The sequence below is a fragment of the Streptomyces sp. WI03-4A genome, from assembly GCF_033792105.1.
Classification (GTDB): domain Bacteria; phylum Actinomycetota; class Actinomycetes; order Streptomycetales; family Streptomycetaceae; genus Streptomyces; species Streptomyces collinus_A.
Genome location: NZ_JARAUO010000010.1, coordinates 94,093 through 106,178, shown reverse-complemented (window position 1 = coordinate 106,178; position 12,086 = coordinate 94,093). Strand labels below are relative to the sequence as shown.

At 73.8% G+C, this 12,086-nt stretch carries 6 protein-coding genes; all 6 read right to left on the bottom strand.

Annotation, left to right across the window (positions count from 1 at the left end):
• Positions 1-61: 61 nt before the first annotated feature.
• The 6 genes from PV343_RS13800 to PV343_RS13775 all read right to left on the bottom strand — a co-directional run bounded on the left by PV343_RS13800 (position 62) and on the right by PV343_RS13775 (position 11,782).
• Positions 62-1,678 carry an alpha/beta hydrolase gene (locus PV343_RS13800; protein WP_319147172.1) on the bottom strand — a complete coding sequence of 539 codons (1,617 nt, stop codon included), beginning with the start codon at positions 1,676-1,678 and terminating at the stop codon, positions 62-64.
• 96 nt (positions 1,679-1,774) lie between these two features.
• Positions 1,775-2,989, bottom strand: coding sequence for a DNA polymerase III subunit delta' (locus tag PV343_RS13795; protein ID WP_319147171.1), 1,215 nt, complete (start codon positions 2,987-2,989; stop codon positions 1,775-1,777).
• A gap of 165 nt (positions 2,990-3,154) precedes the next feature.
• Positions 3,155-6,511 (bottom strand): dTMP kinase, encoded by a 3,357-nt coding sequence (gene tmk / locus PV343_RS13790; protein WP_319147170.1) that lies wholly within the window; start codon positions 6,509-6,511, stop codon positions 3,155-3,157.
• A gap of 148 nt (positions 6,512-6,659) precedes the next feature.
• Entirely contained in the window at positions 6,660-9,491 is a 2,832-nt protein-coding gene (topA, locus tag PV343_RS13785; RefSeq protein ID WP_319147169.1) for a type I DNA topoisomerase, read from the bottom strand.
• A 257-nt stretch (positions 9,492-9,748) separates the two neighbouring features.
• A complete protein-coding gene (locus PV343_RS13780; RefSeq protein WP_319147168.1) occupies positions 9,749-9,946 on the bottom strand; it encodes a hypothetical protein in 198 nt (65 codons plus the stop codon).
• A 315-nt stretch (positions 9,947-10,261) separates the two neighbouring features.
• Positions 10,262-11,782 carry a class I SAM-dependent methyltransferase gene (locus tag PV343_RS13775; protein ID WP_319147167.1) on the bottom strand — a complete coding sequence of 507 codons (1,521 nt, stop codon included), beginning with the start codon at positions 11,780-11,782 and terminating at the stop codon, positions 10,262-10,264.
• Positions 11,783-12,086: the final 304 nt, after the last annotated feature.

Below are 12,086 nucleotides of genomic sequence, written 5' to 3'. Positions count from 1 at the left end.
ACAGTTTCGCGGGGTGCTTCGTACCGGCCCCGGAGGCCGAGGTTCCGGGGCCGGTCGGGGGTCAGGTGCAGCGCTTGCCGACGGGCGGCGGGGTGCCGTGGAGCAGGTAGGTGTCGATCGCCGAGTCGATGCAGGAGCTGCCCCGGCCGTAGGCGGTGTGGCCGTCGCCGACGTACGTCAGCAGGCGTCCCGAGGAGAGCTGGCGGGCGAGGGACTGGGCCCACGGGTAGGGGGTCGCCGGGTCGCGGGTGGTGCCGACCACGACGATCGGCGCGGCCCCCTTGGCCTCGATCCGGTGCGGCTTGCCGGTGGCGTGCACCGGCCAGTACGCGCAGTTCAGCGAGGCCCAGGCCAGGCCTTCACCGAAGACCGGCGACGCCTTCTCGAACTCCGGGAGCGCCTGCTTCACCTGCGCGGGGTTCGCGAAGGCGGACGGCAGGTCCAGGCAGTTCACGGCCGCGTTGGCCATCATCAGGTTGCTGTAGCCGCCCTTGGCGTCACGTTCGTAGTAGCTGTCGGAGAGGGCCAGCAGGCCGGCGCCGTCGTTGTCCTTCATCGCCGAGGTCAGCGCCTCGCGCAGCTGCTCCCAGGCCGCCTGGTCGTACATCGCCGCGATCACCCCGGTGGTGGCCAGCGACTCGCCGAGCTTGCGGCCGCCCGCGTCGCCCGCCGGGATCGGATGGGCGTCCAGCTTGCGGAAGAAGGCCTTGAGGTGGTCGCCGACCTGCGCGGGCGTGGTGCCCTTGCCGCCGAGCGGGCAGTCGGTGTGGCGCACGCAGTCCTTCGCGAACGCCTGGAACGCCGTCTCGAAGCCCGCCGTCTGGCCCAGGTTGAGCCGCCGGGCGTCGAGGGACGGGTCCATCGCCCCGTCCAGCACCAGCCGGCCCACCCGGTGCGGGAACAGCCCCGCGTACGTCGCGCCGAGGAAGGTGCCGTACGACGCCCCCACGTAGTTGAGCTTCGGGTCCCCGAGCACCGCGCGCAGGATGTCCATGTCCCGCGCCGCCTCGACGGTGGACACGTGCCGCAGCAGCCGCGCCGAGTGCGCGCCGCAGCGCTCCGCGAACTTCTTGTACTGCCCGACCAGCGCGTCCGCCTCCCGCTGGTCGTCGGGCGTGGTGTCGGTCTCGGTGAACGTGTCCATCTGGCGGCCGGTGAGGCACTCGACCGGCTCGCTGCGGGCGACGCCGCGCGGATCCATCGCGACCATGTCGTAGCGGGCGCGGATCTCGGCCGGGTAGCCGATCCCGGCGTACTGCTGGAGGTAGCCGATCGCCGATCCGCCCGGGCCCCCCGGATTGACCAGCAGCGATCCGATCGGCTTCGCCTTGCCGGTGGCGTTCTTGCGAGCGACGGCGAGCCGGATGTCGCCCGCGTCGGGCTTGGCGTAGTCCAGCGGGGCCTTCATCGTGGCGCACTGGAATCCGGAGACTCCGCAGTCGTGCCACTGCAGGTGCTGGTGGTAGTACGACGACAGCGCCGTCGGCGTGGAACTCGGCAGCGCGGCCAGCGCCGCCTCCGCCGCACCGCGGGCCGACGTGCTCGGACTCCCGGCGGAGCAGGCGGACACGAGCAGCGCGGCGGCGGCGATCAGGGCGCCCGTGGCGCGCGGCGTCGCCCGGTGGCGGCCGCGGGTCCGGGTGCGGCGGGTCCGGCGAGGGGAAGGCCAGGTCTGCATCAGGCGAGCGTAACGCTGTGCGATGGAACAGGTGCGGTGCGTGCGGACCGAGGCCTCGTACGAGGGACGCGGCCCGTCAACCACCGTACGCCCGGCTCACCCCGCCCGCAGGGCCATCGTCATCGCCTCCACCGCCAGCAGCGGCGCCACATTGCGGTCCAGGGCCTCGCGGCAGGCGCCGATCGCCTCGATGCGGCGGAGCGTGGACTCGGGCGTGCTGCCCCGGGCCAGCCGGTCCAGGGCGGCCTCGGAGTCGGCGGTGTCGGCGTTGGCGATCGCCACGCGCGAGCCGAGCTGGAGGGCGAGGACGTCGCGGTAGAAGCCGGTCAGGTCGCCGAGGGCGACGTCCAGGCTGTCGCGCTGGGTCCGGGTCCTGCGGCGCTTCTGCATGTCCTCCAGGTCCTTCATCACCCCCGCCGTGCCGCGCGGCAGCCGGCCGCCCTGGACCGCGCCCAGCGCCGCCTTCAGCTCCTCGGCCTCCTTGCCGTCCATCTCCTCGGCGAGCTGCTTGGCGTCCTCGGCGGCCGCGTCGACCAGCTCCTGCGCCGCCCGGAGGCAGGCGCCCACCTCGTCCAGGCGCAGCGGGAGCCTGAGCACGGCGGCGCGGCGCTCGCGGGCCGCCGGATCGGTGGCCAGGCGGCGGGCCCGGTCCACATGGCCCTGGGTGGCGCGCGCGGCGGACGCCGCCACCTCGGGTTCGATGCCGTCGCGCCGTACGAGCATGTCGGCGACCGCGGCCACGGAGGGCGTGGCCAGGTTCAGGTGGCGGCAGCGGGAGCGGATCGTGGGCAGGACGTCCTCGACGGAGGGCGCGCACAGCAGCCAGACCGTGCGCGGCGCCGGTTCCTCCACGGCCTTGAGGACGGCGTTGGCCGACTTCTCGTTCAGCCGCTCGGCGTCCTCGACCAGGATGATCTGCCAGCGGCCGGTCGCGGGCGAGGTGAACGACTTGCGGACGGTGTCCCGCATGTCCTTGACCAGGATCTCGGAGCCCACGGCGGCGACCGTGGTGACGTCCGCGTGGGTGCCGAGCAGCGCGGTGTGGCAGCCGTCGCAGAAACCGCAGCCGGGGGAACCGCCGAGGGCGCGGTCGGGGCTCACGCACTGCAGGGCGGCGGCGAAGGCCCGGGCCGCCTGGTTGCGACCCGCTCCGGGCGGTCCCGTGAACAGCCAGGCGTGGGTCATCTTCGACGCCTCGGGCAGCGGTTCGGCCGCCGCGGCGGCCGTGACCAGGGCGTCGGCGTCCCGCGCGGCGGCGTCGAGCACCGCGCTCACCTTCTCCTGCCCGACGAGGTCGTCCCACACGGTCATGGGTCACGCCGCCCTTCCGTCACGTTCCGCGTTCCGGGATCCATTGTGCGGGTGCGCACTGACAGCCCGGACGGGCACGGCAGGCGCCAGGACGAACGCGGCGCCCGCCGGTCCCCCCGAGGGGTCCGGCGGGCGCCGCCCTGCACGCTGTCCAGGTGTGCGCGCTCAGCCGCGACGGCCGCGTCCCCGGCCCCGGCGGCCCCGGTCCTCACCGGAGTCCGTCTGCTCGGCGTGCTCCTCGCGCCGCGGGTACTCCCGCTCGTCGTACGACCCCAGCAGCTCGTCCGCCAGGCTGGGCAGGTCGTCCAGCGGGGTCTCCTCGGCCCAGTCGGGTCGGGGCCTGCGGCGAGGCGTGCCGTCGGCGTCCAGCTGGGGCATCTCGCGCGTACGGTCCTCGGAGCCGTCCGGGCCCGTCGCGGGCCGCTCGTCGCGGAAGAAGCCGGGCGGCACCCGGTCGCCCGAACCGGTGTCCCGTACGGGCGGCAGCACGGCGGTCTCGTCGGCGGCACCCGGGGGCACCGGCGGCAGGACGGCCGTCTCGTCCGCGGACACGGGCGGCAGCACGGCCGTCTCGTCGGCCGCGCCCTTGGGCACCGGCGGCAGCACCGCCGTCTCGTCCGCCGCACCGGGGGCGGGCGGCTGGGGCAGCTCGGCCGTCACCTCGGAGTCGCGGCCGGACTTGGCCGAACCCGCGCCGTCGGCCCGCTTCTCGCGCACCGGACGCAGTACGGCGGTCTCCTCGGTCCCGGGGGACACGACCGGAGTCGGCACCGTCTCGTCGAAGCCCGCCGCCGCCGCAGGGGTCGGCCGGGCCGCCGCGTCGGGGCTCACGCCCGGCGCCTTGGGCCGCGGCGTGCTGGGCCTGCGGGCCGCCTCGTCGGCCGCCGCGGCGGCCTCGGCCGCCTGCCGGCGGGCCTCCTCGGCGCGCAGCAGGGCTTCCTCGGCCTTGCGCTGCTTCTCCAGGCGCCGCGCCTCCTCCTCGGCGCGCAGACTGGCCTGCCGTGCCTCTTCCTCGGCGCGCAGCCGGGCCTCTTCCTCGGCCTGCTTGCGCCGCCGCTCCTCGTCGGCCTTGCGGCGGGCCTCCTCCTCGGCCCGCGCCTGCTCCTCGGCGAGCAGCCGCTGCCGCTCCTCCTCGGCGCGCCGGCGGGCTTCCTCGGCCCGCTGCCGGGCCTCCTCCGCCTGCCGTTCGGCCTCGCGGCGCTGCGCCTCCTCCAGCTCGCGGCGCTTGCGCTCCTCCTCCTCGGCGCGCAGCTTGGCGAGCTGTTCCTGGCGCTCACGCTCCAGGCGCTCCTCCTCCGCCTTGCGCGCGGCCTCTTCCTCGGCCTTGCGGCGGGCCTCCTCCTCGGCCTTCTTGCGCGCTTCTTCCTGGGCCTTGATCTCGGCCTCGGAGAGCGGCAGCACGGTGTCGAGGCGGTGCCGGATGACGGTGGTGACGGCCTCGGGCTCCTGCCCGGCGTCCACCACCAGGTAGCGGCCGGGGTCGGAGGCGGCGAGGGTGAGGAAACCGGCCCGTACGCGCGCGTGGAACTCGGCCGGCTCCGACTCCAGCCGGTCCGGCGCCTCGGTGAACCGCTCGCGCGCGGCCTCCGGGGAGACGTCCAGCAGGACGGTCAGGTGCGGCACGAGCCCGTCGGTCGCCCATCGGTTGATGCGGGCGATCTCGGTCGGGGACAGGTCACGGCCCGCGCCCTGGTAGGCCACGGACGAGTCGATGTACCGGTCGGAGATCACGACCGCGCCGCGCTCCAGGGCGGGGCGTACGACGGTGTCGACGTGCTCGGCCCGGTCGGCCGCGTACAGCAGCGCCTCCGCGCGGTGCGACAACCCCGCCGAGGACACGTCCAGCAGGATCGAGCGCAGCCGCTTGCCCACCGGGGTGGCCCCGGGCTCGCGGGTGAGCACGACCTCGTGCCCCTTGGCGCGGATCCAGTCGGCGAGCGCCTCGGCCTGGGTGGACTTGCCGGCTCCGTCGCCGCCCTCCAGGGCGATGAAGAAGCCGTTGGTCGCCGGGGCCGTGTCCGGGTCGTCGCCGCCGAGCAGCGCGTCCTTGAGGTCCTGCCGCAGCGGGATGCCGGAGCGGTCGTCCACCTTGGCGAGCACCAGCGCGGCCACCGGCAGCAGCAGTGCGCCGACCAGCATCAGCGTGAAGGAGGCACCGCCGTGCGCGAAGACGAAGCGGCCGTTCTCCATCCGGTGCCGGCCGATCAGCCCGGCGACCACGGGGGCGATCACGGTGCCCAGCGCTATGAAGACCCGCACCACCGCGTGCAGGTGCTCGGTGACCCGCGCCCGGCGGTACTCCTCGGTCTCCTGGTCGAGCAGGGCGTGTCCGGTGTTGGCGGCCACGCCCGCGGTGATGCCGGCCAGCGTGACGATCAGCAGGACGGTGGTGACGTCCGGGACGAGGCCGGCGGCGAGCAGGGCGATGCCGGTGAAGGCGATCGCGAGGGCGAGCAGCCGGCGGCGGGAGAGCGAGGGGAGTACCGAGGGTGCCGTGCGGATGCCGACGGCGACCCCGCCGGTCAGGCCGAGGACCAGCAGGCCGTAGAGAACCGGGCCGCCGCCCAGGTCGGTGGCGTGCAGCACGCACACCGAGACCGCGGCGGCGATGGCTCCGGCCACGGCGGCGCAGGCCGGGACGAGCAGCGGGATCGCGCCGGTACGGCCCTTGTCGACGCCGGTGCCGGTGCGCGGGCGGCGCAGGCCCTCCAGCGGGGACCGCGGGCGCGGGGTGCTCCGGCCGGGCAGGTCCAGCGCGGTGAGCACGGACAGGGACGCGGCGAAGAGTCCCGCCGCCACGTAGGCGGCGAGGGCCGCGTGGTGCTGGTCGAACCAGACGACGCCGGCGGCGAGCAGGTTGTTGAGCAGTGCGGCCACCACGAGCGCGGCGGCCGCCAGCGGGACGGCCAGGAAGCCGGTACGCAGCGAGAGACGGCGCAGGGCGTCCAGGTGGTCGGGCAGCGGGCGCACCGTGGCGCCCTCCAGGGGCGGGGCCGGCAGCAGGGCGGGCGCCGCGCTCTCCCGGCACACCGTCCACAGCCGTTCGGCGACGCCGACGACGAACGCGGTGACCAGCAGGATCGCGAGCGCGTTGGCCGGGCTCCAGTCGATCCACAGGGGCGCGACGATCAGCAGCGCGGCCCGCAGGCCGTCGGCGCCGACCATGGTCCAGCGGCGGTCGAGCGGGCCCTCGGGGGCGGTGAGCGTCGTCAGCGGGCCGAGGAGGACCGCGCCGAAGAGCAGGGTGGCGAGGATGCGCGCGGCGAAGACCGTCGCCACTGCGAACGCCACGCCCCGGTAGCCGCCGCCGAAGGAACCCTCGGCGACGGCGGCCTGGAGGACGAGGAGGACCAGCACGAGGAGCGCGAGGGCGTCACCGACGCCGCTCACGAGCTGTGCGCTCCACAGGCGCCTCAACTCCGGTCGGCGCAGCAGGGAACGGACTGCGCGTTCGCGGGAGTCCGCGACCAGGGCGTCGTCCGGTGCTGTGGTGGGGGCCGTTGGCTGCTCGGCTCGCGTCATGCGTTCAGCCTATCCGCAGGATCCGACACCACACCCAGGCCGCCCCGGACGTCCGCGCGCCCCGACACCAAAGTGATGCCGGGGCGTTCGTTTCGCGAAGCCGGGACGCGGACCGGGATGCGGGCCGTCGGCCAGGTCCGACGGGGTGTCAGTCCTCGGTGCCGGAGGCCGTGGCCTTCGAAGCCGTCGCCTTCGTGGCGGTGGTCTTCTTGGCCGTGGTCTTCTTCGCGGCCGCGGTCGTCTTCTTGGCCGCCGTCTTCTTGGCGGCGGTCTTCTTCGCCGGGGCGGCCTTCTTGGCCGGGGCCTTCTTCGCCGTCTTCTTGGCGGGCCCCTTCGCGCGCTTCTCGGCGAGCAGCTCGAAGCCGCGCTCCGGTGTGATCGCTTCCACACTGTCGTCGGAGCGCAGGGTGGCGTTGGTCTCGCCGTCGGTGACGTACGGGCCGAAGCGGCCGTCCTTGACCACGACGGGCTTGCCCGAGACCGGGTCCTCGCCCAGCTCCTTCAGCGGCGGCTTGGCGGCCGCGCGGCCACGCTGCTTCGGCTGGGCGTAGATCGCCTGCGCCTCCTCCAGCGTGATCGTGAAGATCTGGTCCTCGGCCTGGAGCGAGCGCGAGTCCGTGCCCTTCTTCAGGTACGGGCCGTAGCGGCCGTTCTGCGCGGTGATCTCCACCCCGTCGGCGTCGGTGCCGACGACACGCGGCAGCGACATCAGCTTCAGCGCGTCGTCGAGGGTCACCGTGTCCAGCGCCATGGACTTGAAGAGGGAGGCCGTGCGCGGCTTGACCGCGTTCTTGCCGGTCTTCGGGGTGCCCTCGGGGAGGATCTCGGTGACGTACGGGCCGTAGCGGCCGTCCTTGGCGACGATCTGGTGGCCCGTGGCCGGGTCGGCGCCCAGCTCGAAGTCGCCGCTGGGCTTGGCCAGCAGCTCCTCGGCCAGCTCGACGCTCAGCTCGTCGGGCGCCAGGTCGTCCGGGATGTCGGCGCGCTGGTGCTGCTCGGTGTCCTTCTCGCCGCGCTCGATGTAGGGGCCGTAGCGGCCGACGCGGAGCACGATGTCGTTGCCCACCGGGAACGAGGACACCTCGCGCGCGTCGATCGCGCCCAGGTCGGTCACCAGTTCCTTGAGGCCGCCGAGGTGGTCCCCGTCGCCGTTGCCGGCGTCCGCCGCCGCGCCGGTGACGGTGCCCTCGCCGAAGTAGAAGCGCTTCAGCCACGGCACGGCCTGCGCCTCGCCGCGGGCGATGCGGTCGAGGTCGTCCTCCATCCTGGCCGTGAAGTCGTAGTCGACGAGCCGCCCGAAGTGCTTCTCCAGGAGGTTGACCACGGCGAAGGACAGGAAGGACGGCACCAGGGCCGTGCCCTTCTTGAAGACGTAGCCGCGGTCGAGGATCGTCCCGATGATCGACGCGTACGTCGACGGGCGGCCGATCTCCCGCTCTTCCAGCTCCTTGACCAGGGAGGCCTCGGTGTAGCGGGCCGGGGGCTTGGTGGCGTGGCCGTCGACCGTGATCTCCTCGGCGGACAGCGCGTGGCCCTCGGCGACCTGCGGCAGCCGGCGCTCGCGGTCGTCCAGCTCGGCGTTCGGGTCGTCGGCACCCTCGACGTAGGCCTTCAGGAAGCCGTGAAAGGTGATCGTCTTGCCGGAGGCGCTGAACTCGACGTCCCGGCCGTCGGCGGCGGTGCCACCGATCTTCACGGTGACGGAGTTGCCCGTCGCGTCCTTCATCTGGGAGGCGACGGTCCGCTTCCAGATCAGCTCATAGAGCTTGAACTGGTCGCCGGTCAGCCCGGTCTCCGCCGGGGTGCGGAAACGATCACCCGAGGGGCGGATCGCCTCGTGCGCCTCCTGGGCGTTCTTGACCTTCCCGGCGTACGTGCGCGGCTGGGCCGGCAGGTAGTCGGCGCCGTACAGCTGCGTGACCTGGGCGCGGGCGGCCGCGATCGCGGTCTCGCTCAGCGTCGTGGAGTCCGTACGCATGTACGTGATGTAGCCGTTCTCGTACAGCTTCTGGGCCACCTGCATGGTGGCCTTCGCGCCGAAGCCGAGCTTGCGGCTGGCCTCCTGCTGCAGCGTCGTCGTACGGAACGGGGCGTACGGCGAGCGGCGGTACGGCTTGGACTCGACCGAGCGCACGGAGAAGCGGGTGTTCTCCAGGGCCGCGGCGAGGGCGCGGGCGTTCGCCTCGTCGAGGTGCAGGGTGTTCGCGCTCTTGAGCTGCCCGAGCGAGTCGAAGTCGCGGCCCTGCGCGACGCGCCGGCCGTCGACCGTCTGCAGGCGGGCGACGAGGGACGACGGGTCGCTCGGGTCACCCGCACGGCCGGTGCCGAAGGTGCCGGTCAGGTCCCAGTACTCGGCGGAGCGGAACGCGATGCGCTCGCGTTCCCGCTCGACGACGAGCCGGGTGGCGACGGACTGGACACGGCCGGCCGACAGGCGCGGCATGACCTTCTTCCACAGGACCGGCGAGACCTCGTAGCCGTAGAGGCGGTCGAGGATGCGGCGGGTCTCCTGGGCGTCGACCAGCTTCTGGTTGAGCTGGCGCGGGTTGGCGACGGCCTCGCGGATCGCGTCCTTGGTGATCTCGTGGAAGACCATCCGCTTGACGGGGATCTTCGGCTTGAGGACCTCCTGGAGGTGCCAGGCGATCGCCTCGCCCTCCCGGTCCTCATCGGTGGCGAGGAACAGCTCGTCGGAGTCCTTCAGCAGGTCCTTGAGCTTCTTGACCTGCGCCTTCTTGTCGGCGTTGACCACATAGATCGGCTGGAAGTCGTGTTCGACGTCCACTCCGAGGCGGCGGACCTCACCGGTGTACTTGTCGGGCACCTCGGCGGCGCCGTTGGGAAGGTCACGGATGTGCCCGACGCTCGCTTCGACTACGTAGCCGGGGCCGAGGTAGCCCTTGATCGTCTTCGCCTTGGCAGGCGACTCGACGATGACGAGTCGGCGGCCGCCCTGTGCGGTCTCGCTGGTCGGGGACAACTTCGCTCTTCTCTCCGGTCGACGCTGTGGCCTCCCCAGGCCTTGGTCCCGGGGTCGCGGCGTGCTTCTGGCTCGTGTGACGCTGCGGAGTGTGACGCTACATCCCGCCCCCGTGTCAAACGGGAAAAGCCCACAACGGCCACTCGAACGGTAACCCGACTACCGGCATTCCTGCCGCCCGGAGTGGGCAGCGGTCCCGCATCCCCTGTCCGGAGCGTGACGCTCCAATTACCCGTACGGCACGGCGGCCGCCGATGTCAGAGGCGGGTGAGGCAGTACGCGGCGAGGCCGAGCGCGAGGACGCCGGCGGCGACCGCGAGGGCCTTCGATGCGATCTGGCTCACACCGAGGGCGACCGGTTCACCGCGCCGCACGCGCGTGCCGGTCCACACCAGCAGAGCCCCTCCGAACAGGGCGAACACCACTCCCGCGAAGATCGCCGGCCCACTCTCCATGGTTCCGCCCGCCCCTTCAGCGCCGCCGCCCGGACCCAGCGCGGGGAGAGTGGCACACGCGGGAAACGCACGGGCGACATCAGGGTGAACGGAAGGCCGGCGCGTCACCGAACGGGCACACGAACGGTGCCCGCTCGGCGCCCAGCCATATTTTTCCGGCCGATTTGCCGGACCCGGCGCGTCCTGGCCCGTGCCGGCGGCATACGACGACGCTCCGTGCCCGGCTGTGGGGGCCGGGTAGCCGTGCCCCGTGCTGCTTCTCACAGGCCCACGCACGCGGAGCGTCGTCCTATCCGGGGCGTCACACCCGGGGCGTCACCCCTGGGGCTCGAGGAAGCCCTGCTCCACCAGGAGCCGGATCTGCGCGGGCGTGCGGTCGCGCAGCATCACCGGGTCCTCGCCGACGAGCTGGGCGATGGCGTCCAGGATGCGGCCGGCGCTCAGCGTGCCGTCGCACACCCCGGCGAAGCCCGCGCCGACCGTGTCGACCTTGGTGGCGCGGCGCATCCCGCGGTGCTGGCGCAGCACCACGTGCTCCGGGTCCTCGGCGCCGGGCAGCCCGACCTGCTCCTGGACCACCTCGGCGGCCAGCTTGAAGTGGCCTTCGAGCAGGGCCGCGTCGTCGTACTCCCGGAGGTAGTCGAGCCGGTCGAAGTGCGCCCGGATCACCTCGCCGAGCGGCTGTTCGACCGGGTGCGGCCACTCCTCGACGGTCACGGAGGGCTCGGCGGCACCGGTCCTGCGCAGGGTGATCCAGCCGAAGCCGACGGCCTTGACCTTGCGCGCCTCGAACTCGTCCAGCCAGGCGTCGTACCGCGCCTGGTACTCCGCGGGATCCCCACGGTGGTCGCCGGCGTCCCTGAGCCACAGCTCGGCGTACTGTGTGACGTCCTGCACCTCGCGCTGCACGATCCAGGCATCGCACCCGCGCGGCACCCACGACCTGAGCCTGTCCTGCCAGTCCTCCCCCGCGACGTGCTGCCAGTTGGCGAGGAACTGCGCGAACCCGCCCCGGTTCAGCCGTTCCCCCGCCTGCTGAACGAGCGAGCGGCACAGATCGTCCCCGCCCATCCCGCCGTCGCGGTACGTCAGCCGGGCGCCCGGGGAGATCACGAACGGCGGGTTGGACACGATCAGGTCGAACGTCTCGTCCTGCCTGACCGGCTCGAACAGCGAACCCGTGCGCAGGTCGGCGGCAGGCGCCCCGGAGAGCGCGAGCGTGAGCGCGGTGACGTGCAGCGCGCGCGGGTTGACGTCGGTGGCCGTCACACGCGTGGCGTGCCGGGAGGCGTGCAGCGCCTGGATGCCGGAGCCGGTGCCGAGGTCGAGCGCCGAGCCGACGGGAGTGCGGACGGTGATGCCGGCGAGGGTGGTGGAGGCGCCGCCGACGCCCAGGACGACCTCCTCGTCGCGCTGCCCGATGCCGCCCGCGCCGCCGACCGCGCAGCCCAGGTCGGACACGATGAACCAGTCCTCGCCGTCGGGTCCGCCGAACGGCCGCACGTCCACGGTCGCGGCCACCTGGCCGTGGCCCGCCTCGGTGAGCCAGCCGCTCGCCAGGGCCTCGTCGACCGGCAGAACGGCCGCTACGCGCGCGTGGGGCGCCGGTTGCTGGAGCAGGAACAGCCGGACGAGGGTCTCCAGCGGCGTGTCGCCGCGGGTGGCCCGCAGGGCGGGCACGGTCTCACTGCGGGCCAGCGCCGCGTAGGCGGGCGCGCCGAGCAGATCGAGCAGCCCGTCGGCGGTGAAGGAGGCGGCGAGCAGGGCGTCGCGCAGGCGTGCGGCGACGTCGGGCCGGTCGGTGGCGGGCAGGGGGGCGAGGCCGGTGTCAGTCACGCCCCCATTGTGGCCCGCGGGCACCTCCGGAGGCTGCCCCGGCGCAGCGACCCGAGCCGGACCGGACCGCGGGTGCCGGTCGTCGACCTGGCCGGGCCTGGGCCGCCGCGAGTGTCAGGCAGCGTGGTCCGTGCGGACCAGCGGTATCGGTCAGCGCGGCCGGGCGGCCGGACCGCCGCCGTCGGCCGACCTGGCCGGGCCTGGCCCGCCGCGAGTGTCAGGCAGCGTGGTCCGTGCGGACCAGCGGTATCGGTCAGCGCGGCCGGGCGGCCGGACCGCCGCCGTCGGCCGACCTGGCCGGGCC